Origin of the sequence: Aneurinibacillus migulanus, from assembly GCF_001274715.1 — a bacterium.
GTDB lineage: Bacteria > Bacillota > Bacilli > Aneurinibacillales > Aneurinibacillaceae > Aneurinibacillus > Aneurinibacillus migulanus.
On sequence record NZ_LGUG01000004.1, the window covers coordinates 1,056,450 to 1,081,077 of the forward strand.

The window sequence follows — 24,628 nt, forward strand, 5'->3', positions numbered from 1 at the left end:
AAAATTTTCAGATGAAAAACAAATTTACTTAAAAGTCATGAGACCAGTAAATGAAAAGCGAGTGAGTTGAAAAAGACCCGGCGATTATGCCGGGTTTTTGTTTATAATATAGGAAAGAGTAGGTCAACACGTACATCCTGTTTGGTTGAATGAAATCAGCCTTATTGATATTCTAGGTACGGAAGCCAATGAAGTAGAAGACAAGGTTCAACTCAAAATCGAGAAAAACAAAATTTATAAACACATCCATATCCTTGACGAACGAGAAAAGGAGGTCATCGTTGGCCGCTTCGGACTCGATAACGAAGAAGAGCGTACACAGCGCGAGATTGCGCGCGAGCTTGGCATCTCCCGTTCTTATGTATCGCGTATTGAAAAGCGGGCCTTGTTGAAGCTATTTCATGAATTTTATCGAAAAAATGAAAATGCGATAAAAAACTAGATGAAGTACTCCGATAGAAAAATTTCAATCTCTAAATTGAAATTGAAATTTTTTTATGACCTGGTTCTTCATGCACTGAAGCACTCTTGGATGAGAGTGCTTTTTCTTTTGGTAAAATACGAATCGCAAATAAAGTATTATTATGAAATATCAACAGGTGTGATGAAATATATATTACACTTGATATTGTGACAGGGTAGCGTGGTTGGAAGGAGGCGATTCAGAAAAAGAAGAGGTTGGATGCGCCCTGCGCTCCAGTAGAAGAAAGGTAAATGTGTCTTTTTCCGACCGCCCCCGCCCACCGCCCCTCCTTCTTATCTCTCACCACAAGAGTTTGTCGATGTATCACTTGCATTGGTGTCGGTGCAGTATCCGGGTATACTGGGAAACCAGATCAGATAGGCTTTACAGTATTTGCTTTCTTGGAGAAAGATTATTTTATTCCCGAAAAAACTGACTTACTTTGCCTTTATCTGCTAAAAATTCCTGTGTAAGTTTTGCTAGGTCTTCTTCGTTTGTGAATTCTCTTAAATTTTTTCCATACCATTTTTGCAATTTTTCTCTTGTGATTCTATATTCTTGGTCAACGAAATTAAATGTAACCCAATCCGCATTTTTTACTAATGCAAATATAAATGTGGCATTGTATATTGCAGTCTCTTTGTAGTTTTTTTCTATTTCCTCTGGTGTGTCTGCCTTTTTGTAATTCAAAATAATTCCATAAGGCTCTTTTGTGGTTTTAAGTTCTAACCCATTTAAATGTTCACCATTTGGACTCGGTAATCGCATAGTAATATTCCCAACCGCACCGTTATCGCCTACATATGAATCTTTAAATTGAAATATATCTTCATTCACATTACTGGGATTACATCCATTTAAAAAAAGTAATACCAATAATAAAAAAAAGAAACACTTAATTATTTTTATCACTTCTTCCCCCACCTTAAATTCAAAATCTAATAGTATAAATTTACCGTAAAAACACAAATCTACTGTTAATATTTCACTAAGTTGGCTGAAAAATCAACAATGTTCTTTAACAAAACTTTATATAAAAAAGAAAACCTTCGCAGAGGGCTATTTGTCTAGTATATCAAACGGTCGGTACTTTTTTCTTGCCGCTTCCAGTTTCTTATTCTTCTTCTCTTAGTATACTTTTAAAAACAAACTATCATTATGGGTATTTCCCCCTGTTATTACCGGGAAAATAGCAGGCATGTTTGCATAGTTTCATAGAGCCACCAGGAAAAGAGCAAGAACATAACAAGGATTTGTTAGTGTAGAGTTTTCTCAATCGATGGAACTTACAGAAGCACTTGGCTATAACCTGGAATGGTGCCAAGAAAATAGACAAGTTACTTTAACGATTGGGAAGAAGTGCTCGTTCCTCCTGACCTTTAGAATTGGATTTATTAATTTACTTATGTATCGGCGTTAGTGTAGTAAGTGAATATTAGGGCGCAAACAAAAACCCACCAACTTAGACTAGTGTGCACCCCTTAGAATAGACATTGAAAAAACCCCTTGGTTTAACCGATGAATGCTAAGGGATGTATTTTTAATGGCGATTAAAGGTCAAAAGTTTAAGACTTATTCGGAAGAACTGAAGCTGGAGGCTATCCGCCTGCACGTAGAGGAAAAATGGACGTATCGGCAGATTAACGATCACGTAGGAATACAAGATAAAGATCGGATGAAACGTTGGATGCGTAAATACCGNTGAAACGTTGGTAAATACCGTGAACAGGGTGAATTTGGTTTGCTGGATCAACGAGGAAGGCGAAAGGAATATTTAGATCAAGAACGGTATGTTCAGCAGTTGAAGCGGGAGAATGCGATGCTAAAAAAGTGTTTGAAAATCTGGATGCGGGAGGTAAGAAAGAGCGATTCAAGCTTATCGAACAAGCAGCGAATCCAGGCCAAGTAGCACCACTGTGCCAGCTTCCTGGTGTTCTAGAAGTGGTTACTACGTATACTTGAAGCGAAAGAAGAACGATAGGGATGTCGAGGCCGTGCGACTCATTCGCAAGGTGTACCATCGCTACGAAGGAAAATATGGCTACCGGCAGCTCCAACTGTTCTTGTGGCAAGATGACGGCGTATGGATGAATCACAAGAAGGTACTGCGTCTCATGCAAAAGCTCGGCCTTCAAGCCAGCATTCGACGGAAACGCCGGTTTAACATGAAGGATAAGGTTGCGGAGCGTGTGGCTGAGAATCTGCTTAAGCGAGACTTTACGGCAGATAAGCCAAACCAGAAATGGGTGACAGATGTGACCCAATACCGGGTAGGCGAACGCTGGTTGTATCTTTCGACCGTGAAAGACTTATTTAACAATGAGATTGTAGCGTATCAACTCAGTGAACGTAATGACAATGAACTTGTTCTGCAGACATTTACAAAGGCCTTTGCCAAGCAAAAAGACGTGACTGGGCTAGTCGTTAACAGCGACCAGGGGTTCCAGTACACGTCTCATGCTTACCACGACATGCTGCCAAAAGGTTGGCGCCCAAATCAGCATGTCTCGTCGGGGCAATTGCCTGGACAACGCCTCTATGGAGGGCTTCTTCTCCCATCTCAAAACGGAAGGGCTCTACCCTTATCATATCTGAAGTTTGGCAGAGGCACAAAGCCGAATCGAAAAATACATACGATTTTATAACCGAAGACGACCACAGCGTAGATTAAATAAACTGACGCCGGTAGAGTACCGGCGCCCGTTTGCAGCCTAGGTGTTTTTTTCAATGTCTACTAAATGGGGGCTTGATCAGACTGGAGTTTTTTATTTTATCCCTCAACTGTCATAGTTCGATTCAATGACCCATTTACTTTGGATGCATAAGTCATTGAATAATTGAGTTTTTGACTCAACGACTCAAAGGCTCTGGGATATTTCGATTGAGAGAGGTTGTTTTTGATGAAAAGGCTGTATTAAATTTTATTGTTGTTTTTCACTAAATAAAATAAGACTTATGCCATTGAAATCTCACTTAATCAACCATTTTTTATCCTATCAACATATTGTTTGGCTTCTATTAATGAAAGTCCTAAAACCTCTCTTACCATTTTAATTGCTTCAACATAATTTTGTTCTTTGAGAAGTTTCCTTACTTCATTATTAACTGGATGCTCAGGTATTTCTAATTGTTTCGAAATTTGATCTAAAATGAACTTTTGATTTTTAATTTGCTTCTCCATTATAGCTATTTTATTTAAGATAATAAGACCCAAAAGGACAACTAATGCACCTATAAAAGTATATTCCATAAAAATCCTCCTATATTATTTTCTATCTATTAATTATAAAAAAACCTTTAACACTGTTACGTTCTTAATAATTGATAAGTTTCATTGATAGGGAATAAGCAATTTGCTGCTACACCATTAAATCGTTGCATCCAACCTTTTAATCAGCTGTGCTATATACATCTGATTTGATACATCGACAAATTCTTGTGGTGAGAGATAAGAAAAGAAGGAAGAGCGGTGGGCGGGAGCGGTCGGAAAAAGACACGTCCGCCTTTTTCTGTCGGGGCGCAGGGCGTATCCCCCCTCTTCTTTCTCCATCCCTCCTCCTTCCAACCACGCTACCATGTCAAAATATTAACCGTAACTTATATAGTTACTGATGTTTTTGGATATGATACAATCCTTTTGCTTGTTCTGTTCTATTCTATCTGACTTGAAACGATAATGTTCCAAGCCCTTACTGTTTGTATATGAAGAGATGAGTCAACGAAAGATACGATTGCTTTCAGTGAAGGACGGGAAAATTCGAACATATTGTTTTAAGCGGAGATCGACGAGCTATCGCTTGCAAAAAGCTTGCCTTATCCCTCAAAACGCAGATCATGCTCTTTTTTATTTATATAGTTGAAATATATAGTTAAACTGTATAAAATGTAACTATACAGTTTAGCGATATAGTTTGACGATATAATGAGGTGGAATGAGATGAATAGACATAAATTGTTGCCACTAACCGAAACAATGAGTTACATTATGTTGGCATTGCAAGAGCCTGCACACGGCTATGTCATTATGCAAAAGGTCGAGGAAATGAGTGACGGTGACGTACGGATTGCTGCTGGAACTTTATACGGAGCGATTGAAAACTTAATGAAGCATAAACTGATTGAACGTGTCGAAACGGAGGATGCTCGAAGAAAAGTCTATGTTTTAACGGACAAAGGAAGAGAAATTTTACAGCTGGATATGCAAAGAATGCAGCATATCATCGATGTTTACAAAGGGGGAAATATAAATGAAGAAATTTAAGTTGTTTGTCGATATCCGTAAAGAGGAAGCTTGGCTTAATGAGCAACTGAAAAAAGGCTATGAACTGGTTAAAAAAAGTTCGCTAGGCTATTATCAATTCCAAAAAACGACGGATACGAATCAGGTCATTAAATTAGACTTCCAAAGACATTTGACAAAGGAAAAGTTAGAAACATACATCGAGCTATATGAAGAGTTCGGCTGGAAACATATTGCTGGCAGCCGATTTAGTTCTGTTCATTATTGGATCAAAGAGAAGGATGGTCATGATGAATTGTTCTCAGATGCACCATCAACGAGCGCGATGTTGCAGCGAATGGCTAGCTACTACTTTATGATGTTCGCAGTATTGTTGATCCTCATCCCTTCAGGAAATGGAGAAATATTCTATTTAAATCCAAAAGATGCCTACTTAACACCCGGATTATGGGAAAAACAAGGGAGCCATTTTGTTCAGTCCTTTTTATTTGAAACTCCTTTTGCTTTCATGCGTTTGGGTTTTACTTGGCTGCTAATCATCATGACAGTATTCTTTGCAATCAAATATACGAAGTGTAAAAAACAAGAAAAAACATTTACTGAATAAAACAAACCAGCCCTCAGGCTGGTTTGACTATTTTCTGCGATGATTTCTTTTATTAGGGTTCATCCAGACTATTCAGGCAGGGCAAGGCGTATAGTAACATAAGTCATTCTATTATTCACAGGCAATACCATCTTTGTCACGGTCAAGCTTCAGACTATAACCAGGTTGACCTTTATAAATTGGCGTTACACCTGCTTTTCTTGCTTCTGTACAGTTCTTGTATACCACTTTCTTTGGTGCTTTCTTAGCGGCTGCAAGAGAATGATTAATTGCTACTGTGCCACCAAGAAGCGCAGCAACTACAAACAAAGTAGAAACTTTTTTAAACATGGTATCCTCCTTAGATGCTATTTTTTGATAGAGTGTGTTGTATGTATCATTTTGTAAGAAAGCAATCTTCTTTTATTGTAACTTCACAGTGATAAAAGGACTAGGTCTAAAGGTTAGACAAGTTTCGACATGGAACTACAATAAAAGTCTTCTTTACATACTATTCGTTATTCTTTATAATTTATTTAATTCTTATCAAAATACTTGTATTTGGAGGGGATTATGACTCAATCATCTACACTATTTAAGGTTTCAGCAGCGGGTACGTGGGATTCGGGGGTTAAAACGAATATCTCAATACGCAATTTTTCTTCTTTCGTTATGGATGAACCAGAAGTGTTGGGTGGAACGGATATAGGCCCTAATCCTATGGAGTATGTAGTAGCAGCTCTTAACGGATGTAAAGGCGTCATGATTCCATTAATTGCTCAAGAGTTGGATTTTACTTTCACAGGTATTGAGTTTGAGACAACAGGTATTATTGACACTCGCGGGTTAATGGGGGAAGAAGGGGTTTCACCACATTTTCAAAAAATACGTTTTCAGGTGAATATACAGACAGAGGAAAGTGAAGAAAAAATTGAACAGTTAAAGCAAGAGGTAGAACGTAGATGTCCAGTATTTAATTTGTTTAAGGATGCTGGAATTAAAGTGGACGTCAAGTGGAACAAGGTGTAAGGAAGCCACAGTAGCAGTTTATAAAAAAATAACATACGCATACAACTTAGCATGTGAAGATATGCTTTTAAAGCAACCATAAAAAGCCTGACATGGCATTCTCTGTAGAGGAGAGTGAGTGTCAGGCTTTATCTTTTTAAGGATGGATAAATCAATTTGCAGTAAACAGTTTGCTTAATGCTAAAATGCAAATGGTCCGCGTAAGGCGGACCATAAGCAAAGAAACAATGTAAAAGAACACTTCTACTGTACCACGAAAGCCCTTTGAAAATCAAATATATTCGCACGACAAAAGTGTGTTGATTTATTAAGTCAGACCTATATACATCTGATTTGATACATCGACAAACTCTTGTGGCGAGAGGGAAGGGCATCCACCCTCTTCTTTTTCTGAATCGCCTCCTTCCAACCACGCTACCCTATCAAAATATCAAGTGTAATTTATATAGGTTAGCATTAATACTTATGAATAATGTTCACAAATGTAGTAATAAGATATTTCAAATCCTGTTCCAGGCTAGGATCCGTAATTTTAGCATCAGCATTTAATTTAGTACCGATAAATGGAATCTTCATCGTCGCTCCTTTTACAATTTCAGCATTCAACATATCTAAAGTAAGCAAAAGTGAAGCATAGGCTTGCTCTCCACCTAGAGGAGAAGTAGAGGCACTAATTATAGATACAGGTTTATTCATGAGTTCTCCTGAGGATACCAGCCAATCAAGTGCATTTTTTAAAGCGCCTGGTACTCCTTTCGCATACTCTGGAGTAGAAAATAGAACACCGTTTGCTTCTTTAAGGCGTTTTCGTAAAGCTTTAATTGGAGCAGGAGGAAACTCATCGTTGTCTATTTCAGGATTAAAATGAGGCAATTCACTTAACTCATTATAGAAGTCAAAAGTAACGTTTTTGGGAGCCAAATTAGTAATCGCACGTAAGATATTAGTGTTAGAAGAACGTTCACGGAGACTTCCAGAGATAGTTAATATTTTCACGGTGTTATCCAAAATTCTCATCTCACTCCTTATTGTAGGCTTTTGAAAGCTTTGGTGTCTCTGTTGTCGCTTCCGGCATCATCATTCATAAGGATGGGTCGAAGACAGCATGGAGCGCAAGCGTTACTTCTCCAGAAGAAGTGGAGAAAGGGAAAAAAATTGAAACGGAGAAGCAGAAAGGGAAGGAAGCAAAAAGAGCCAGGCTTGAAGCTGCTTACCATGCACAGGATTGGACAAGCGCTACATTACAGATCGCATCGTTGAGAGATTCTCGTCCACTTGATAATGTAAGTGGTTCCTATACCAACCCGCTCGCCGGTCTGGAATTGACAAGAAGACTTCCTTCGCCGAACAAGAGCTGAAAAAGCCCCGCTGTTTATAGGAAGAGCGGGGTATGGTACCGTATAATTTCTAAAAAATAGTGATAGATAGCTATCAAGAAAATGTATGGTTTATGTATGCTTCAGTTCTTCAAAGCAAGAAACGCATATACTTTTACCCTTGTATTCAGTAGCTTCTAAGACAGACTCACAGAAGCTACACCCTGAATTATATTTTTGTAGAACGATTTTCTCGTCTTCTATGAAGATTTTCATGCTATCGCCCTTTTGGATTCTTAATTCTCTTCTTATTTCTATTGGTATTACAATTTTACCTAAGCCGTTTAGTCGACGAACAACCCCTGGTTCACTCATGCTATTCTCTCCCTATTCGTATTATCTTGTTCTTATCTTTAAATTATATAAGAACATTTGTTTGGATTCAATTTCATTTAGAGGAAAAATTTTTCGAGAAGGGAATGTCTGGGGTCTTCTGTATTCTCCATCCTGAAGCTGTGGCAAATTCGAAATGAATAGGAAGAAAGTATCGTGCATCGAAAAGTAAGCGTATATGCTTACTTCTCGATGCTTTGCTTTATTCACAGGCGATTCCGTCTCCGTCTCGATCTTGCTTCTGTACAATTTTTATACTGTACATTGGAAGAGGATGTGTTCGAGGTTTGAGTATGAGGGGGAACTGAGGTCGCTGGCTGTGTTTTCTCGATTTTTTCGGAGTGGAAGCCGTCTTTCTATGCATAATTCTCAATGGACCATATACCGAGCCCTTTCTCCAGGAGCACTTCATTGAGCATTTTTCCGTCAACCCATAGATAAACCAGAACGCGGCCGTATTTGTTCCAACCGCCCACCGCCCCTCCTTCTTTTCTTACCTCCTACCGCAAGAATATGTAAATTTATAAAGTAAGATGTATATAGATTTGATCAACGAATAGAAGGGTAAAACTATGGTAAAGAAAAGAATAGCTATAAAAAACCGCAAGACGCATTGTGGTTTTTTATAGCTATTGATAGGCTACTGCCAATGTCTTGCTTCAGACAGTTTGTGTTTTACTGTGAAGCAGCAGGCGTACTAAGCACTTTAGAATAAATCTTCAGTATTTCTTCTCCGTAGCCTTTCCCTGGAACGGCCCACTTGCCATTCAAATTCTGCCAATTTGGTGCTATGCCCCTTGTCACATAGTTAAATCTCGGATCTACAAGTGGCTCATCCTCCGGTAGCTCACCTTTGCTGGCATAGGCATATAAATGCTGGATATGAGCACGTACACCTTGCTCTGGTGATAGGAAAAAGTTTCCTTTGTTCGTTTTACTGTTTCCGACAGCGCCGATTCCAGCATAGTTGTATTGATTTGCATCTACAATACCACCAAACCGATGATAACCGGTTTCTTTAATCATCTGGCAAAAAGCGATATCTCCACGTATTCCGTATTTATTCCCGATTTCTATGTATAACTTAGGAAGATCGGCAGGAAAATCAGGATTTACCGAACGGGCAAAGGCAAGCATTTGTTCTTCTGTAGCTACCGATGCTCCCAGTATGGGTTGTTTTCCTTCTGTTAGTGATTGTAGTGATACGGGAGCAATAGGTACAGTATTGTTTTCGGCATATACGATACCTTTATCAGAAGCTGTAATTGCTCCTCCTATGTACACAAGGCCGATAGCAACCGTAGTAAGTGTAATTTTCTTAAACATATACATTCTCGTACAATTCCTATTAAGAAATAAAGGGGTTGTACATCGTTCCTCCTTCTAGTAATAAAATTCTTGCAAAACATAAGAAAAACTCGTGGGTGTTGCTGCTCGTCCTTTTTCTACACAAAAGCCAAACGGCAGCTATATGTCGCTTCTTATCCATAAAAAAATGACGTGCAGCTATTCTACCTTTTATTAGACTCCTTTCTTTACCTTTAGTTTCACATTTTTCTATTATTATGAAAGATAAAATAGTAAAAGCTACGTCCTTGTAAGAGATTCGTGATATGACTAACTTTTTTATTTATTTGTGGCGACGATAAGGACAAGGCACTTTCATTAGTGAGCGCACGAGAAGTATTTTACCGCAAAGAGAGAATAATGTCATGTATATATGAGGTTTATGGACAGTTGATTGGAACGTTAGAGAAAAGAGAGTCGTGAAAATACTCTATTATTAAGAAGGGAGATTATATACATCTGATTTGATACATCGACCAATTTTTATGGTGGGAGGTAAGAAAAGAAGGAAGGGCGGTGGGTGGGAGCGGTCGGAAAAAGACACGCTGGCCTTTCTTCTGCCGGATCGCAGGGCGCATCCAACCTCTTCTTTTTTCCGAATTTCCTACTTCCCACCACATTCCCCTGTCAAACTATCAAGTGTAATTTATATAGATACAGGAGAAGTATAACACCTCTCTATAATTTTTCTTTTAATTCGCTGAGTTCTTTGCTTGTTAGATTCCGCCATTGTCCCATTTTTAAACCATTGATTTTAATATTCATAATCCGGATGCGCTCAAGCCGCATTACGTGATAGCCGAAAGTCTGGCACATACGTCGAATTTGACGATTTAGACCCTGTGTTAGAACGATGCGGAATACTCGATCATCAATACGAGTTACTTTGCATGGTTTCGTCTTTGTACCAAGGATTCTTACCCCGTTGGACATACCGTGTACAAAAGAAGGGGTGATTGGTTTATTTACTGTCACAATATATTCTTTCTCATGATTGTTCTCCGCACGTAGGATTTTATTAACGATGTCTCCATCGTTCGTTAGCAGAATTAAACCTTGAGAATCTTTATCCAGCCGACCAATTGGAAAGATACGTTCCGGATGATTAACGAAATCCACAATGTTTCCTTTTACATGTTTTTCTGTTGTACATGTAATTCCCACCGGCTTGTTTAATACGATATAAATAGCCTTCTTCTTGGCGCCAATCGGTCTACCATCAATACGGATGTCATCTCCTGGCTCTACCGTACTGCCAAGTTCAGCAGGGATGCCATTAATGGTTACTCGTTTTGCTTCAACCCATTTGTCAGCTTCCCGTCTTGAACAAATGCCGGTTTCACTAATAAATTTATTAATTCTCATTCGGAAATCCCTTCTCTGTTACAATGATTCAAAACTATATACATTTCTTATTATTGTATCATACCCTTTTCCTTTATTATTCTATGTGTGTTTGCTTATAAAAAATATATTGTGCTATAGTTATAAAAAAGGAGGAAGTATGAAAATGAATGATTCCTATACAATAAAGCGGAATTTTACATCCTCAAGCGACATCTTTCAAGGCCGAGTTCATCGAATAGCGGTATATCTTCAAAGTAAAGTGTTGGAGATTATCGATTCGAATGACTCGGCTTTTTATTTAATCTATTTCAAAAACAACATACTTGGCGGTGGAAAGCTAGAAGAAATAAAAGAGGGGACCTTTCTTCATAAAGTATTTCAACAGGGAATTGTATGCTATACTTCTCATCCTATTTTTCCTCTGTTGCTTCCTAAGAGTCGAACAATCCATCTTCCCCAAGTGAATGATATATTTACCCAATTACAGAACCATCTTTCGCTTCTAGAGGTTTCCCTGGCCGCTACTTATATGGATAACTTTATTGAACAACAACAACTTGTTAGCATCATCCGGCAGATTTTTAATCACTTTAAACGAAACGGTCATTTTGCCAAAGCATATCAGACAGCAAAAATATTACTTACCTTTTCACCAGGCATAAAAGCCATACAGGAAATCATTCGAACATCAGAGTTTGAAAAATATCGGAAAGAAGATGAAACCAATCCTGAAATTCTTCTCGAACAAACACCTTTACTTATAGAACCATTCTATTATCAAAATCGTGCAGAACGAAAGTACGAAGTTCATCTCCATCAATTGCTAAAACAGCAATCGCGCTCCCTCGAACGACTCATCTTGTTTATTGACCTTTTTGAAATGAAACATGATTTTTATGATTATACGGATTTTCTCTCCTTACTAAAGCGCGAACTAAAACCTATAGATCAGTATGCAGTTTTGAAATTTTTATGTGAATATTCACCTACCTATCCTCCATTAATTGAACAGCTGATTCAGGAACAAATCAGTTTGAAACAATATCCCGAAGCTTTGTCATTCATTATTAACCAGATTCCACAGCTCTCTTCCACCCATTACGAGATAATCGAAATGATTATAGAACACGTAGACACTTCATATATTTTACATTTAACAAACGTAAATCAAATCATTAATCACTTATATCTCACCGATCCTTCAAAAAAAGAGGCCCTTGTACGTCGTCTGGTCACTTGTTTACTTAAGAATGATGAGCCTTCCAAAGTAAAAGTATGGCTACATCCAATAAGAGAAAACAATTCGTGTCTTCAAATATGTAGTGAAATTGACCAATTGGAATCTTTATCCCGTGATCTAGATCAGCTTATGAAGCTAGGAGAACTGTATTATCGATTTGAATTATTAGACCAATCCATTGAATGTTTCGCTTGGGAGATGGAGTTAAACCCGGCTTCGCTTGAGCCCATACGTTGGCTAAGTAAGCTGTATGAGGAAAAAGGAATGAGAGAAGAGGCGGATAGTTATAAAAAGCTTTCTATTCACATGGCGAAAAGAGCTTGGTAAGTTAAAGCCTTAAGAGAGAATGGAATACTCTCTTAAGGCTTTTTTGTCTTCGCAGTAAAAAACATTGAAAAAAGCATTAAAGATTCTGCTACTATACATATTGCTCCTCTTGTTATATCGCAATCTTATTTGTTTCCTCGGAGCTATTATTTTTTTCTTTTCGCATGAAAAGCAACATAAGAAAAGCGATTAGCAGCATCGCGCTTAAAAAATACAAGCCAGCACTTGTACTACCTGTAGTGTCCTTTAATAAGCCGACAGCATAAGGGCCGACAAAACCGCCTAAATTTCCAATGGAGTTAATAACTGCAATACCCACAGCAGCTTTTGCCGGAGTCAGAAGCATGGTTGGCAAAGCCCAGAACGGACCTTTAAAACAGTACATTCCTGCTAGCGAAACCGTTATCAAAAACATAGCCAAAAAAGGCTGAGCTGTCATGCCAGCGCCAATTAATGTTATAGCCGCAACGATAAGCGGAAGCGCTGAGTGCATCCGTCTTTCTTCCATACGATCAGAGCGGCGCGACCAGTAATTCATTGCGATCGAAGCAGCAATGTACGGAATGGTAGCGATTAAACCAATTTGAGTGTTTGTTAAGTAGGTTGATAATCCCTTAATAATCTGTGGCATCCAGTATCCGACACCGAGAGTACCTGCAATATATACGAAATAAATCAAAGCGAGGTACCATACTTTGGAATCGGTAAGAGCTTCTTTGTGTCCGTGCTGTTTTTGATTTTTTTCTGTCTGTTCCTTCGCTTCTCTTTCTTTTTTCAATTCTGCAAGCAACCAATTTTTTTCTTCTTTCGTAAGCCACTTCGCATCTTCCGGACGATCCGTTAAGTAAAAGAATGTTACGATCCCCAGAATAACCGCGGGCATCCCTTCCAGAACAAACATCCAACGCCATCCAGGTATGCCCATCCAATTAATGTTGTCCATAATCCAGGTAGAAAAAGGAGCACCAATGATATAGGAAGCGGCAATCGCGGTCATAAACATAGCAATCGTACTTGCCTGTTCTTTTATCCTAAACCAATAAGTGATGTATAAAATAACTGCCGGGAAAAATCCGGCTTCAGCCACCCCGAGCAAAAATCTTATAATATACAGTTGCGTAGCGTTCTGGGCAAATCCTGTGGCTACAGAAATAATCCCCCAGGTGATAAGAATTCTTGTAATCCATACTCTTGCCCCGAACCGTTGCATCAAAATATTGCTTGGTACCTCAAAAAGAAAATAACCAATAAAGAAAATTCCCGTAGCAATTCCGAACACCTGGCTGGTTAGTCCGAGTGCCTCATTCATTTCCAAAGCGGCATATCCTATGTTCGCCCTGTCCAGATACGAGATAATGTACAGGACGAAAAGGAATGGAACAATTCGCCTTGTAACTTTCCGTATCGTTCGTTTCTCCAAATTTTCTGTAGCGTTGTTCACAGTGATTCCTCCCTCTTAAGATGACAAAAAAGCATGTAGAATAGTTGTAGGGTAAAACGTTTTCAAAAATCTCATAGCTATTCTTTTGAAAAAAACAAGCTTTAAACACAAATACAGAATAAATATTTGTTATACAAATTTCGTTATTTTCTTGTTTTTTTCGATTTTAATGTTTATTATAAAAACAACAAAACTCATTGTAAACAGGAAAAGTGAAATTTTTGCTAATTAATAAAAATATAATTTGTAATACAAATTCCGCTGAATTGCTAGACAAACCGCTTTTTGGTATTCAATATAATATGCATACAAAAGGATGTGAGAAGTAGTATGTCCAAAAAAGAAAAGATGTCGCAAATCATATCCCGCGAATTACTAACTATGATTGAAACCGGCCAGCTCCCGCCGGGAGCCAAATTGCCGACAGAGATGGAATTAGCCGCCCGTTTTGGCGTGAGCAGAATTCCTATCCGTGAGGCGTTAAGCGTATTAAGGGCTGCCGGTGTCATCTCCTCTCGCCAAGGAGGAGGGAGCTATGTAGAAGAGACGGCAGGCTCGGCTTTATTACAGCGTATTCGAATCGAAAGCGATGACGTGGAAAGTATCAAACATTTATTTGAGATGAGAAAAATCCTGGAGCCTGAAGCGGCATATTTAGCTGCACTTAGACGTACGCCCGAACAATTAGAGCGAATGAGGCAAGTATTGAAGCTATTGGAAAATGAATCTGTTGATCAGGGGAAAAGTGGAATGAAGGCAGACATAGAATTTCACCGTGCGATTATTTTGGCCACACAGAATCCTATCATGATTCAAATGCTCGAAAGCTTATCTTCGCTTTATGAAAGAGCATTAAAGATTACTTTGCAGCCTAATACAGAATTAGAGCATAAGCGTCAAGCCGTCTATAAAGAGCACCAGAACATTCTACTAGCAATTGAAGCAGAGGAGCCGGAACTGGCTAAAATCCAATGTACGATCCATTTGAAGAATGCGGAGAAGAAATTAAGCCTGTTTCTAAAAGATTATCCAATATAGTTGAACGGAAAGAGAGAGGGTTAAATGAAAACGATGACATCTGCTCATATTGAAGAGGTTATGTCCATTGTAAAGACAGGCAGAGTCTTGACCGATGAAAGTGATCGTTTTAGCTATTCATTTGATGGTTCTTTCGGTACATACCTGCCTGATGCGGTTATTCAGACTAAAAACGTGGAAGAGTTGGCCGCTCTTGTAAAATTTGCCAACAGAGAGAGAATTCCTGTCTATCCACGCGGCCAGTCCACTTGTTTAAGCGGGGGGCCACTTCCTGTTAAAGGTGGCATGGTATTCGATTTGTCGGTGATGAACGATTTGCTTGAAATTAGCGAAGAAGATTTGGTTGCCGTTGTTTCCCCGGGTGTATTGACAGCGGATATCCATAAAGCAGCCGAAAAAAAAGGACTGCTGTATCCGCCTGATCCGAGTAGCTCACATGTGTCTACTATCGGTGGTAATATGGCTGAGAACTCTGGAGGGCCCCGCGGATTAAAATACGGGGTAACGAAGGATTACGTTATTGGTCTAGAGTTGATTACTCCTGAGGGAGAAATAATTAAAACTGGTGGCCGTACAGTCAAAAATGTAACAGGTTACGATTTAACGAAACTTATTGTTGGCTCGGAAGGCACGCTTGGCATTATTACAAAGGCGGTGTTACGTCTTCTCCCGAAACCGCCCGCCTCAGAGACAGTTATGGCTGTATTCAATAACCTTGTAGATGCAGGAAGCGCGATTTCAAAAATCCTATCTGCAGGCATTTTACCGGCAAAAATGGAGTTAATGGATCAGGCATCTATTGCAGCGGTTGAGAATTATGAACCGCTAGGATTGCCTGTGGACGCAGAGGCAATTATTTTGCTTGAATTGGATGGTCATCCTGCTGCATTAAAGGATGAAGTAAAGCAAGCAGCCGAGCTATGCAAATCTGTAGGAGCACGCGATATTCGTATTCCGCAAAATGCAGTCGAGAGAGCGGAAGTATGGAGAGCTCGTAAGCTCGTATCTCCGGCTATTGTGCGTATCAAGCCAACGAAAATCTCAGAAGATGCTACCGTGCCGCGCAGCAAAATCCCGCAAATGTGCGAAAGGCTTCAGCAAATTCGAGATAAATACAATGTTCATCTTGTCGTATTCGGCCATGCGGGTGATGGTAATCTTCATCCAAACATCATTTGTGATAAAAGTGACAAGGAAGAGATGAACCGTGTAGAACAGGCGGTTGCCGAAATCTTCACGGCAGCGGTTGAACTCGGTGGGACACTGTCCGGTGAACATGGAATTGGAACGATGAAAGCTCCGTTTATGGAAATGGAATTGGGAACGGTCGGATTAGATATGATGAAACGTATCAAAGAAGCGTGGGACCCGAACAACATCATGAACCCGGGTAAAATTTTCCCGGAGCCGGGGCAGAAATTGGAGTTGAGCTAATATGAGTCAGTCTCTTGAACAACTGCAGAAAGAGTTTCTGTATGAAAAAACGAACAGCTGCGTGCAATGCGGCTATTGCCTTCCTGTATGTCCGACATATGCTACGATGGGAAAAGAAACGCATTCTCCACGAGGGCGGATTAATCTCGTAAAGATGGTTGGCGAAGGAAAAATTAAGGATGTATCGGTACTAGAAGAGCCACTAGATTTATGTCTTGGCTGCCGTGCCTGCGAGACAGCCTGTCCAACCGGGGTGGAATACGGCTCTATTCTCGAAGCGGCACGGGCGGCGCTCGTTAGACGCAAGAAGTTTTCAGCTCCTGTTCGTCTGCTCCGAAAGACAATGTTTAAAAAAGTATTCCCAAGCAGCCGGATGATGAAGCTGACTGGCAATGCGCTTTGGCTCTATCAGAAGAGCGGAATACAAAAAGTGGTTCAATCGTCTGGAATAATGAAGAAGTTACCGTATCACCTGGGTGATTTCGAAGCGATAGCTCCTCCAGCGGTTTCACCGGCGGAACGCAAACAAACTCCTGTTAGAGTAGGAGCAAAAGGAGAAAAGAAGTATACGGTTGCATTTTTTACGGGATGTATTATGGATGCGATGTTTCAACGTATTAACCGATTATCTGTGCTGCTGCTTGCGGAAGCGGGTTGTGATGTAATTGTAGTGCCAAACCAGACATGTTGTGGCGCATTACATGCCCACTCCGGGGAAATGGAGGAGGCGAGGCATCTGGCCAAACAGAATATCATTGCATTTGAAAAAGCCAATGCGGACTTCATTGTTAATAATGCAGGAGGATGCGGTGCGATGCTATATGAATATGGCCACTTGCTTGCAGACGATAAAGAATGGGCAGACAGGGCTGCCGCGTTCTCTACGAAATCAAGGGACATTAGCCAAGTACTCATAGCATGTGGTGGTATGCCTGATCTGCAACCACGTTCAGGTGAACGGGTAACATATCAACGTTCCTGCCATATGACTAATGTCCAGAAAGTTGTTAGAGAACCTTTAGAACTTCTCACAAACGTGCCGGGAATCAAATTCGTAGAGATGGAAGAGGCGAATATGTGCTGTGGGTCGGCGGGAATTTATAATATCGTCCATTATGATGAATCGATGGATATTCTTGACGAGAAGATGAAGCATACGAAAGCGACAGGAGCTTCGACAGTGATTACGACCAATCCGGGGTGCTTGTTGCAGATGAAGCTAGGCATTCAACGTGAGAATCTATCGGGTTCTGTACGTGCGATGCATCTCATTGAGTATTTAGCGGAGGCAGCAGGAATTTCTTGAATATGTAGTAAAAAGATAAAGCCGATCCTTCCTTAGAATGAAGGGAATCGGCTTTTTTCAACTGTACTCTAGTTTTCTTTATTGTTATTTAGCAAAATCCATTCAAAAAAACTGAGAGGTTTATCTGTCTCTTTTTCATATTTTCGATAGGATGGTAACCAGGTGCTTACCTTTTCTATTTGCTCTAATACAAGCTTAAAGTCTCCATTCATTCTCCTGCTCCATATTATCTTTGCAGTTCTTCAGGAATTTCTGGTTGATAGACCGTCCAGAAGCTATTTGTGCTGATTTCGGTTAGAGCAACAAGATATGCCAATGAAGCAACCCATGTAAATGTTTTGGATTTAAGCTTAGTTAACATATTTATCACCTCCTTTTCAAAATCATCATATTTTCAATTTTGCTAAATAACCGGTAGCCTACAGGAGTAACGAGTGTGTACTGCCATACCATGCCGGATATCGCCACCAGCGATATCTGCTGCCACATACTTACATCCACATATGTGACAACATACCATGTGAATAGCAGAAGTAGAGAAAGATATATAAAAGAGAGTAGCTTGGATATTTGTATACGCTTTTCAGTGAATTGTCTTATTCCCCACATACCGGGAACATATAGCCAGGTAACTACACTCCCGAATAGGAAGATGAGCATGAGTAATACTAGGTTATAATCGAGAAAAAAAGAGATAGCATAAGGAACCGATAAGGTTAACAGTACGAAGGAAATTAAGCTGATAGTTAAACATCTTACAAACGTATGGGCATGCACACCCCCAGTAATCATACGGAGTGCTCCAAAAGAAAATATCATAATGTAGAGTTCCAGTAGGATATGTAACATCCAGCCTATGAGCGTTATAACGGTAATCTTGATTACCGTGTTCATGATAATTTGAAGACCATAGGATAGTACGGCTGGCGGATGCTGGGTATTTCCCGATTCTGCTAGTGCTAGTGCAATTGAATCAGCTAGTTTTTTGCTCAATTTTACTCCCCCCTGCAACAGGAAAAATAATAGTGAATTCAGTACCAACTGTTTCATTACTCACTAAGAGAAGGTTGCCTTTATTCTTTTTAACCAAATTAGTTATAATGGCGAGCCCGAGCCCTGAATGCTTCGGTTTTGTAGAAAATCCGTACTCGAATACTTTTTGTTGTAGATGGGAAGGAATAATCGGACGGTAATTTTTCACTTTAATTTCGACTTGATTATTCTTTCTTATCGTCTGAAGAAAAATTTGATTGCTAGGATAGCCGGCTAATTTAATAGCATCAGCCGCATTGTCTAGTAGATTGCCTATGATTTGATTGAGTTCAATCATCGGTATGTTTGTATCCGTTAATGTAGAGCCGATATTCAACTCAATTGAAATCCCTTCCTGTTCGAACTGTGCGACTTTCGTCTGCAATAAAGCACTTAAGCCAGGGTTATCAGAAATAAGAATTTGGTTAACGGATTTAATTTGTCCAATCAACTGTTCAATATAGAGCAGTATTTTTTCGTTTTCCCCTTGTTTAGCGAAAATATAAAGAACTTGCAGATGATTAGAGAAGTCATGTCGCTGAGAACGAACAGTAGTGAATAAGGAATTGATATCTTTTAACGATTCCTTATATACGGACAGCTCTGTTTTCCGAACACGCGACTTTATTAACTCGTTTACCATCAGAATGGATAATGCTTGAAAAATAAAGATAGCAATAATTGTATAGATAGATTGCGTTTTCTCTTGTGTTAGCAATTGAGAACCGATGATGCCAAATGTAAAAAAAGCGGTAAATATTAAATAAGATGAGAAAGAGAATACATTAATATTGTGCGAACGTATACGTTGATGAAAGATAGAGAAATCATATTTTTTAATTATGAAAAGCAAGGAAGCTAAAACAATAAGGATAAACCAGATAGTAGGTACCCATAATAACGGGTTATTCTGAAGTTCTTGCAGATTTGTATGAAAAAGAATCATAGAGGTATTAATGGTGACCAGTTCGGTCATCTGTAGTATCAAAAGGGAGATAATTGCACATATGGTTGCTCGGGCAAAAACGATGCCAAAAGCCAGTCTCATTAATGTAACAACCATAAAAAGCTGAAGAAATAATCTAATGAATGCATGAAGATCAATAAAACGAAAAAATTCAATGCAGCAGGAGATCAAAATGGAGATAAGAGCCATTGGAATCACATTTTTGGAAAAATCGTATCCTGAAAGTGTAGCGATAAACGCTAGAATCAGAAACATCTCCGGAATAGAATAAAAGAAAAAGACAAAAAACTCCACTTTTTTCACTCCTCTGATTAACTTCGACATTGTATGCTAATTTCCTGCTAAATTTAGTAAAAAATAAAAATATGAAGAATTATAAATTTTTATGTTTATATTTATAACTATAAATTCCTATAATAGAGAATATAATTTCCTTTTTCTGCTTCCAACTATGATGAATTCTTAACTATCAAAGCAGATTACTATAGTAAAGAGATCAGAATGTAGGTGTAGAAGGTTGAAAAGAAAAGAGAGACTTCTGTACAAGATTGAAGAAGCAAGGATAGAGCTGAATAGCCTCGCTAAAACGAAAGCGTTAACCGAACCCCAGGTATTAAAAGTTAGCAGAAGACTCGATTTTTTATTAAATGAGTATAACCGCTATGTAAAGGAGGATAGGGATAGCACGTAGCCCGTTTTCCTTTCTTCTTATTTACTATTATACGAATGTCATTTGACATTTTAACATGGATAAGATGATATAAGGTAGCAATTGAAGAGAAATGTATTCTATATACATCTGATTTGATAAATCAACAAATTCTTGTGGTGGGAGGTAAGAAAAGAAGGAAGGGCGGTGGGCGGGAGCGGTCGGAAAAAGGCACGTTTGCCTCTGCTGGAGCGCAGGGCCCATCCAACCTCTTCTTTTTCTGAATCACCTACCTCCAACCACGCTACCCTGTCAAAATATCAAGTGTAATTTATATAACTAAGGAGTATCGGGTAATGAACATACTACTGTTCATTACTTGATGCTTTTTTTATTTACTAAAAAATAAATGTTTAACTATAAAGAATATAAAGAAAGTAAAGATGGTAATTGACTTACATAATTGCTCGGTATATTTTTAATAGGTAATTTTATAGGCTATTTGAAACAGGCCAAAAGTTCAATCGATTGGAGGATGATACAAGCACGAAAAGAACACAGAATGGATAATATACAGTGGACAAGGGGTTAACAAATCGATGAGAAAAGATCAGCATCATAGAAACGCAAGATGGGGAGTCAGGGCAAGGTTGAATATTGCTTTTGCTTTTATTTTGCTTGTACCGAGTCTTTTGATAGGTTATTTCTCGTATCAAACAGCACGAAGTAATGTAGAGAGGCAATTGGGTGAAGCAGCTAATGAAAGCGTTCGTTTGTTGAACCATACAATTAATCAGATGTTGCAGGCGAAAAAACAGGAGGTAGAATTTCTGGCGGGGTACATCCAGGCAGGTACGATTAAAGATGGAAACGTTCCGGCTATACGGGCAATGATGGCAAGATTTCAAGAGACACAGCCAATGCTTGAACGTACGTATATCGGGACGGAAATGGGCATATTTATCAAGTGGCCGATGACTCAGATGGCAAAAGGATACGACCCAAGACAGCGCCCCTGGTATAGGGACGCCGTAAGTCAGCCTGGGAAAACTGTAATTACGAGTCCATATATCGCCGCATCTTCGAAAAATATGGTCGTAACCATTGCCAGAATGACTAAGGACGGAAAAGGTGTTGTCGGAATGGATGTAAGCTTGAAAAAGTTGGCGGACATTACACGGCAAATGAAAATCGGTCAGCATGGATATGCTTTCATTACGGATAAAGAAGGCAACGTTATTGTTCATCCGCTCTATGAATCAGGCAAAAAATTAAGTGATGTTACGTGGCTGCAACCTGTGCTTCAGACGGCATCTGGAGAAACTGAGGTTGTAGTAGAAGGCGAAGAGAGAGAAATTGTGCATGTGACCAATGAGGATACTGGATGGAAAATTGGTGGAACCATGTTGAAGCAGGAAGTGGATAATGCTGCAAATCCGGTATTGTATACGACAATTGTTGTTATTTTAATTACGACCATAGTGGGAGCTGTTTTGGTATATATTCTCGTTTCATCTATGACATCACGTCTTAGGAGATTGATGATTGGGGCGGACAAAATTAAGGAAGGTGACTTGCGTGAACATATCCAAGCAAAAACGGATGATGAATTCGGGCAATTAGGCCATAGCTTTAATCGAATGAATGAGTCACTACGTGATATTGTTACACATATGAACGATACAGCAGAACATCTGGCTGCTTCCTCCGAAGAGTTAAGCTCCAGCTCCGACCAGACGAAAGCAGCGAGTCGTCGTATTACCGATATCGTTCATCGGGTGGTAACAGAATATAAAAGCCAGGAGGAGCAGGTAGCGATTACATCGGATACGGTAAAAGAAATGGCGACAGCAGTACAGCATATCGCCGTTCATGCAGGCAACGTTTCAGACTCGGCAGTACGCACCAGTGACTTGTCTGGGGAAGGAAGGCAGGCTATTGAGACAGTATCGCAAAAAATGAACGGTATTTATGAAACGGTGCGGCAACTTGATAAGAAGATGGAAGTATTAGATAATCGTTCACGCGAAATAGGGAGCATTGTTGCCTTTATTAATGAAATTTCTGAACAGACCAATCTGTTGTCGCTGAATGCAGCGATTGAAGCGGCACGGGCAGGCGAACATGGCAGGGGATTTGCTGTAGTAGCGGATGAAGTGCGCAAACTGGCAAGTCAGACAGGTGAAGCCTCTCACCGAATTGCCCAGGAAATTTACAGCATCCAGCGAGAAATTCAAGATACAGTAGAAGCGATGAAACAAGGGGCGACAGAAGTAGAGGATGGTATTCATACAGTTGCCTTTGCAGGAGAATCGTTTAGCGAAATTGCTAAAGCAATTCAAGAAGTTACAGGTCAAATGCAGGAGATTTCGGCCTCTTCTGAACAAATGGCCGCAAGTACGGAAGATGTTGTGGCAGCCATGAATTGCATTGCAGAAATTACAAGTGAAAACAAACTCAGTCTGCAGAACATTTCGCAAGCGACAGATGAACAGCTATCATCTATGGAGAAGATTTCTACTTCTTCTCACTCGCTGGCGCATCTTGCTGATCAAATGCAGCAGCAATTACGACGGTTTAAACTATAGTTTATTATGTATGAAAACACCCGCCGAATCCCTGGCGGGTGTTTTCGTCTATTTCAGGACATAGATTTTTACTTTCTGTACTCCGAACTTGTTTACATGCGCTGGTGAACCCGGTACAAAGATGTCGATATGGTTGTTTTTAATCGCACCTCCGATGTCGGTTGCATGCGCTATCATACCACCCTCAGGCAATCCAGGGAACGAGTAACCGGTAACATACACCTTGCTTCCTAGTGGTATGACATCAGGGTCAACTGCAATCGTTCCTACCTTTAGCTTATTGCCGAAGTAGTCAATACCGGCATAGCCGCCATTTTCTTCGGGAGCAGCAGAGTATGCGGTTGCTTTTGAAGAAAGTGTGTGTTTATAGGCCAGCTCTTTGCCGTCCACCGTCTTTACGGCTGGAATAGATGGGGCTTTAGTGGATGTTCCGTCCGCTTTCTTTACAGTCGGGATGGATGAGGTTTTGGTGGATGTGCTGCTCACTTTTTTCTTTGGTTTTGCCACTTTTGTTTTCTGTGGCAGGACCAGCACAGACCCTCCCTGAATGTTGTTCGGGTTTACATTCGGGTTGGTGTTTTGCAATTTCTTTACAGGAATATTTACTTTTTTGGAAATGTCCTGGAGCGACTCACCTTCTACCGCGGTATATGTATCCGGCATACGCAATTTCGTTCCGATATGCAAATTCTTCGGATCGATCGCTGGATTCATTTTTTGTACGGTTGCAAACGGTAGTTTATGATTCTGCTCTACTTTCCACAGCGTGTCGTTTTCTTTTACCGTATATGCTTCGGCTGCCGAAACACTGGCGGCAACACTCACACACGCTGTTATAGTAAGTAAACCGGTAAGAATACTTTTTTTCATGCTGAAAAGCTCCTCTCCTGATAGCCTACAGGGTTAGTTGTCGGGTTCGGATTCAGGAGGTTACCCTATGTATACGGCGAACCGTACGCAATTCACCCCAAAAAAATATCCCCTGCACTTCACTGTGAAGTCTCGGCTTTTTGATATCTCGGACATCATAACATAAAAACGAAACAAGAAACGCTGGTAATTATAAGTGAGTGTTTGATTATTTTTTCTGTTCATGCAGAAGTTGGGAAAGTGTCACGAAACGATACCCTTGTTTTGAAAGAATAGTTAGCACCTTGTCGACGGCTTCTATCGTTTGCGACTGATCGAGGCCAGAGTCATGGAATAGAATGATATCACCCGGTCTGGCTCCACTGGTAACTTTACTGACAATGTAAGCGGTGCCTGGATGTGCCCAATCACGTGTATCTTGGTGATAAGACCAGATAGCGATAGGGTGCTTCTGACTTGCTGAGCTTCGCAAGACCGTATAGGTAATTTCTCCGCCAGGAGGACGGAAAAAACGGGGATATGTACCTGTTAAGGAATGAATAATCTGATCGGTTTTACGAATTTCTTCTTGTAATTGTTCAGAGGTGATATGTTTCATATGCGGGTGTGTAAACGTATGATTGCCGATTTCATGGCCGCGCCGGTGAATTTGACGAATAACCGGTGCATACCATTGTGCACGCTCGCCTACTACAAAGAAGGTAGCTTTAGCTTTGTGCTTGTCCAATACCTTTAGTAAGCGTCTTGTATATACGGGATGAGGACCATCGTCGAATGTTAGAGCAATTAGCTTTTTCTTGGTATCAACATGATGGAGTGGTTCAGCATAACTGTAGGATTTTCCAGTTGTCGGTATAGGTAGGTCAGAAGTTATATAAAACAGAAGCATGAAGCAAAGTACAGTGATGAAAAAAAGAATATAACGCTTACTTATAAGCATGAGCTTCACCAGCCATTTAGAAGTGGTCGTTTTATTGTTAGCGATTTTTGTTTCCGTATACTCCCTGCTGCTTCT

General features: G+C 39.8%; 32 protein-coding genes, 3 pseudogenes and 1 riboswitch. Of the genes and pseudogenes, 17 read left to right on the top strand and 18 right to left on the bottom strand.

From position 1 onward, the window contains the following. Window positions 1–148 precede the first annotated feature (148 nt). A pseudogene (locus AF333_RS06955) lies at window positions 149–442 on the top strand (sigma-70 family RNA polymerase sigma factor); the annotation flags it as partial. A 220-nt stretch (window positions 443–662) separates the two neighbouring features. Here AF333_RS06955 and AF333_RS36700 read toward each other — a convergent pair. Further along, window positions 663–791 (bottom strand): hypothetical protein, encoded by a 129-nt coding sequence (locus AF333_RS36700; protein ID WP_268753606.1) that lies wholly within the window; start codon window positions 789–791, stop codon window positions 663–665. 89 nt (window positions 792–880) lie between these two features. Further along, window positions 881–1,375, bottom strand: a complete 495-nt coding sequence (locus tag AF333_RS06960; RefSeq protein ID WP_043068844.1) for a DUF4825 domain-containing protein — start codon at window positions 1,373–1,375, stop codon at window positions 881–883. 918 nt (window positions 1,376–2,293) lie between these two features. Here AF333_RS06960 and AF333_RS36705 point away from each other — a divergent pair. Genes AF333_RS36705 through AF333_RS37370 form a run of 3 tightly spaced genes read left to right on the top strand, consistent with a single transcriptional unit; the run spans window position 2,294 to window position 3,178 of the window. Then, on the top strand, window positions 2,294–2,425 hold the full coding sequence (locus AF333_RS36705; RefSeq protein WP_268753607.1) for a hypothetical protein: 132 nt from the start codon (window positions 2,294–2,296) through the stop codon (window positions 2,423–2,425). Next, window positions 2,422–3,108: an IS3 family transposase gene (locus tag AF333_RS06970; RefSeq protein WP_161808212.1), complete on the top strand. Its 687-nt coding sequence runs from the start codon at window positions 2,422–2,424 to the stop codon at window positions 3,106–3,108. The genes AF333_RS36705 and AF333_RS06970 overlap by 4 nt, the downstream gene beginning before the upstream one ends. Continuing rightward, the gene (locus AF333_RS37370) at window positions 3,062–3,178 is read left to right on the top strand and encodes an IS3 family transposase (RefSeq protein WP_152623408.1); all 117 of its coding nucleotides are present in this window, start codon (window positions 3,062–3,064) and stop codon (window positions 3,176–3,178) included. The genes AF333_RS06970 and AF333_RS37370 overlap by 47 nt, the downstream gene beginning before the upstream one ends. 262 nt (window positions 3,179–3,440) lie before the next feature. On the opposite strand, the gene AF333_RS06975 is transcribed toward AF333_RS37370, so the two are convergent. After that, window positions 3,441–3,713 (bottom strand): hypothetical protein, encoded by a 273-nt coding sequence (locus AF333_RS06975; RefSeq protein WP_043066303.1) that lies wholly within the window; start codon window positions 3,711–3,713, stop codon window positions 3,441–3,443. Window positions 3,714–3,880: 167 nt separating this feature from the next. Between AF333_RS06975 and AF333_RS34815 the strand changes: the two genes are divergently transcribed. Next, window positions 3,881–4,075, top strand: coding sequence for a hypothetical protein (locus tag AF333_RS34815; protein ID WP_235496190.1), 195 nt, complete (start codon window positions 3,881–3,883; stop codon window positions 4,073–4,075). Here AF333_RS34815 and AF333_RS37375 read toward each other — a convergent pair. Continuing rightward, window positions 4,059–4,172 (bottom strand): annotated as a pseudogene (locus AF333_RS37375) (IS1595 family transposase); the annotation flags it as partial. The gene AF333_RS34815 and the pseudogene AF333_RS37375 sit on opposite strands and share 17 nt — an antisense overlap. Window positions 4,173–4,400: 228 nt before the next feature. Between AF333_RS37375 and AF333_RS06985 the strand changes: the two are divergent. Both AF333_RS06985 and AF333_RS06990 read left to right on the top strand, forming a co-directional pair. Further along, window positions 4,401–4,724 (top strand): PadR family transcriptional regulator, encoded by a 324-nt coding sequence (locus tag AF333_RS06985; protein WP_043070825.1) that lies wholly within the window; start codon window positions 4,401–4,403, stop codon window positions 4,722–4,724. Further along, a complete protein-coding gene (locus AF333_RS06990; RefSeq protein ID WP_053432671.1) occupies window positions 4,711–5,310 on the top strand; it encodes a DUF2812 domain-containing protein in 600 nt (199 codons plus the stop codon). Before AF333_RS06985 ends, AF333_RS06990 begins: the two co-directional genes overlap by 14 nt. Window positions 5,311–5,421: 111 nt before the next feature. Here the strand turns inward: AF333_RS06990 and AF333_RS34820 are convergent. Then, window positions 5,422–5,538, bottom strand: a pseudogene (locus AF333_RS34820) (excalibur calcium-binding domain-containing protein); the annotation flags it as partial. Window positions 5,539–5,862: 324 nt separating this feature from the next. On the opposite strand from AF333_RS34820, the gene AF333_RS07000 reads away from it, so the two are divergent. Further along, entirely contained in the window at window positions 5,863–6,318 is a 456-nt protein-coding gene (locus AF333_RS07000; protein WP_043065451.1) for an OsmC family protein, read from the top strand. Window positions 6,319–6,774: 456 nt separating this feature from the next. On the opposite strand, the gene AF333_RS07005 is transcribed toward AF333_RS07000, so the two are convergent. Beyond that, window positions 6,775–7,335, bottom strand: a complete 561-nt coding sequence (locus AF333_RS07005) for an NADPH-dependent FMN reductase (protein WP_043065452.1) — start codon at window positions 7,333–7,335, stop codon at window positions 6,775–6,777. Window positions 7,336–7,454: 119 nt separating this feature from the next. Between AF333_RS07005 and AF333_RS07010 the strand changes: the two genes are divergently transcribed. Continuing rightward, window positions 7,455–7,676 (top strand): hypothetical protein, encoded by a 222-nt coding sequence (locus AF333_RS07010; protein WP_043065453.1) that lies wholly within the window; start codon window positions 7,455–7,457, stop codon window positions 7,674–7,676. A 90-nt stretch (window positions 7,677–7,766) separates the two neighbouring features. Here AF333_RS07010 and AF333_RS07015 read toward each other — a convergent pair whose 3' ends face one another. From AF333_RS07015 to AF333_RS07020, 4 genes are all read right to left on the bottom strand, one after another. Beyond that, complete coding sequence (locus tag AF333_RS07015) at window positions 7,767–8,009, bottom strand: AbrB/MazE/SpoVT family DNA-binding domain-containing protein (protein ID WP_043065454.1); 243 nt, start codon at window positions 8,007–8,009, stop codon at window positions 7,767–7,769. Between the two features lie 220 nt (window positions 8,010–8,229). Next, window positions 8,230–8,439, bottom strand: coding sequence for an excalibur calcium-binding domain-containing protein (locus AF333_RS37380; RefSeq protein ID WP_139188895.1), 210 nt, complete (start codon window positions 8,437–8,439; stop codon window positions 8,230–8,232). Next, complete coding sequence (locus AF333_RS32645; protein ID WP_139188896.1) at window positions 8,384–8,503, bottom strand: thermonuclease family protein; 120 nt, start codon at window positions 8,501–8,503, stop codon at window positions 8,384–8,386. The genes AF333_RS37380 and AF333_RS32645 overlap by 56 nt, the downstream gene beginning before the upstream one ends. Window positions 8,504–8,702: 199 nt before the next feature. After that, entirely contained in the window at window positions 8,703–9,353 is a 651-nt protein-coding gene (locus AF333_RS07020) for a glucosaminidase domain-containing protein (RefSeq protein WP_200894934.1), read from the bottom strand. A gap of 485 nt (window positions 9,354–9,838) precedes the next feature. On the opposite strand from AF333_RS07020, the gene AF333_RS34825 reads away from it, so the two are divergent. After that, the gene (locus tag AF333_RS34825; protein ID WP_235496192.1) at window positions 9,839–10,045 is read left to right on the top strand and encodes a hypothetical protein; all 207 of its coding nucleotides are present in this window, start codon (window positions 9,839–9,841) and stop codon (window positions 10,043–10,045) included. A 7-nt stretch (window positions 10,046–10,052) separates the two neighbouring features. Here the strand turns inward: AF333_RS34825 and rluF are convergent, their stop codons facing one another. Continuing rightward, window positions 10,053–10,739 (bottom strand): 23S rRNA pseudouridine(2604) synthase RluF, encoded by a 687-nt coding sequence (rluF, locus tag AF333_RS07025; RefSeq protein ID WP_043065455.1) that lies wholly within the window; start codon window positions 10,737–10,739, stop codon window positions 10,053–10,055. A gap of 145 nt (window positions 10,740–10,884) precedes the next feature. Here rluF and AF333_RS07030 point away from each other — a divergent pair, with 145 nt between their 5' ends. Beyond that, window positions 10,885–12,288: a hypothetical protein gene (locus tag AF333_RS07030; protein WP_043065456.1), complete on the top strand. Its 1,404-nt coding sequence runs from the start codon at window positions 10,885–10,887 to the stop codon at window positions 12,286–12,288. A 112-nt stretch (window positions 12,289–12,400) separates the two neighbouring features. Here AF333_RS07030 and AF333_RS07035 read toward each other — a convergent pair whose 3' ends face one another. Then, window positions 12,401–13,729: an MFS transporter gene (locus AF333_RS07035; protein WP_043065457.1), complete on the bottom strand. Its 1,329-nt coding sequence runs from the start codon at window positions 13,727–13,729 to the stop codon at window positions 12,401–12,403. A 330-nt stretch (window positions 13,730–14,059) separates the two neighbouring features. Here AF333_RS07035 and AF333_RS07040 point away from each other — a divergent pair, with 330 nt between their 5' ends. The 3 genes from AF333_RS07040 to AF333_RS07050 are packed head-to-tail and all read left to right on the top strand — an operon-like array spanning window position 14,060 to window position 17,507. Then, on the top strand, window positions 14,060–14,767 hold the full coding sequence (locus tag AF333_RS07040; RefSeq protein ID WP_043065458.1) for a FadR/GntR family transcriptional regulator: 708 nt from the start codon (window positions 14,060–14,062) through the stop codon (window positions 14,765–14,767). Window positions 14,768–14,800: 33 nt separating this feature from the next. Next, complete coding sequence (locus AF333_RS07045) at window positions 14,801–16,201, top strand: FAD-binding oxidoreductase (protein ID WP_139188900.1); 1,401 nt, start codon at window positions 14,801–14,803, stop codon at window positions 16,199–16,201. Between the two features lies 1 nt (window position 16,202). Further along, window positions 16,203–17,507, top strand: coding sequence for a (Fe-S)-binding protein (locus tag AF333_RS07050; RefSeq protein WP_043065459.1), 1,305 nt, complete (start codon window positions 16,203–16,205; stop codon window positions 17,505–17,507). Between the two features lie 68 nt (window positions 17,508–17,575). Here the strand turns inward: AF333_RS07050 and AF333_RS34830 are convergent, their stop codons facing one another. The 4 genes from AF333_RS34830 to AF333_RS07060 are packed head-to-tail and all read right to left on the bottom strand — an operon-like array spanning window position 17,576 to window position 19,800. Beyond that, window positions 17,576–17,719 (bottom strand): hypothetical protein, encoded by a 144-nt coding sequence (locus AF333_RS34830; RefSeq protein ID WP_158502382.1) that lies wholly within the window; start codon window positions 17,717–17,719, stop codon window positions 17,576–17,578. 14 nt (window positions 17,720–17,733) lie between these two features. After that, on the bottom strand, window positions 17,734–17,868 hold the full coding sequence (locus AF333_RS31575) for a cyclic lactone autoinducer peptide (RefSeq protein ID WP_080787682.1): 135 nt from the start codon (window positions 17,866–17,868) through the stop codon (window positions 17,734–17,736). A 5-nt stretch (window positions 17,869–17,873) separates the two neighbouring features. Then, window positions 17,874–18,500: an accessory gene regulator ArgB-like protein gene (locus AF333_RS07055; protein WP_043065460.1), complete on the bottom strand. Its 627-nt coding sequence runs from the start codon at window positions 18,498–18,500 to the stop codon at window positions 17,874–17,876. Then, a complete protein-coding gene (locus AF333_RS07060) occupies window positions 18,481–19,800 on the bottom strand; it encodes a sensor histidine kinase (RefSeq protein WP_043065461.1) in 1,320 nt (439 codons plus the stop codon). Before AF333_RS07060 ends, AF333_RS07055 begins: the two co-directional genes overlap by 20 nt. Window positions 19,801–20,023: 223 nt before the next feature. Here AF333_RS07060 and AF333_RS31580 point away from each other — a divergent pair, with 223 nt between their 5' ends. From AF333_RS31580 to AF333_RS07065, 3 genes are all read left to right on the top strand, one after another. Continuing rightward, complete coding sequence (locus AF333_RS31580; RefSeq protein ID WP_139188897.1) at window positions 20,024–20,197, top strand: aspartyl-phosphate phosphatase Spo0E family protein; 174 nt, start codon at window positions 20,024–20,026, stop codon at window positions 20,195–20,197. 113 nt (window positions 20,198–20,310) lie between these two features. Beyond that, window positions 20,311–20,439 (top strand): hypothetical protein, encoded by a 129-nt coding sequence (locus AF333_RS36710; protein WP_268753608.1) that lies wholly within the window; start codon window positions 20,311–20,313, stop codon window positions 20,437–20,439. 315 nt (window positions 20,440–20,754) lie between these two features. Continuing rightward, window positions 20,755–22,743, top strand: a complete 1,989-nt coding sequence (locus AF333_RS07065) for a methyl-accepting chemotaxis protein (protein ID WP_043065462.1) — start codon at window positions 20,755–20,757, stop codon at window positions 22,741–22,743. Between the two features lie 48 nt (window positions 22,744–22,791). On the opposite strand, the gene AF333_RS37155 is transcribed toward AF333_RS07065, so the two are convergent. Together AF333_RS37155 and AF333_RS07075 are read right to left on the bottom strand one after the other, a co-directional pair. After that, window positions 22,792–23,613 carry a LysM peptidoglycan-binding domain-containing protein gene (locus AF333_RS37155; RefSeq protein WP_052811989.1) on the bottom strand — a complete coding sequence of 274 codons (822 nt, stop codon included), beginning with the start codon at window positions 23,611–23,613 and terminating at the stop codon, window positions 22,792–22,794. A gap of 7 nt (window positions 23,614–23,620) precedes the next feature. After that, window positions 23,621–23,761, bottom strand: a riboswitch (cyclic di-AMP (ydaO/yuaA leader). A gap of 60 nt (window positions 23,762–23,821) precedes the next feature. Then, window positions 23,822–24,553, bottom strand: coding sequence for a polysaccharide deacetylase family protein (locus AF333_RS07075; protein ID WP_043065463.1), 732 nt, complete (start codon window positions 24,551–24,553; stop codon window positions 23,822–23,824). Window positions 24,554–24,628: the final 75 nt, after the last annotated feature.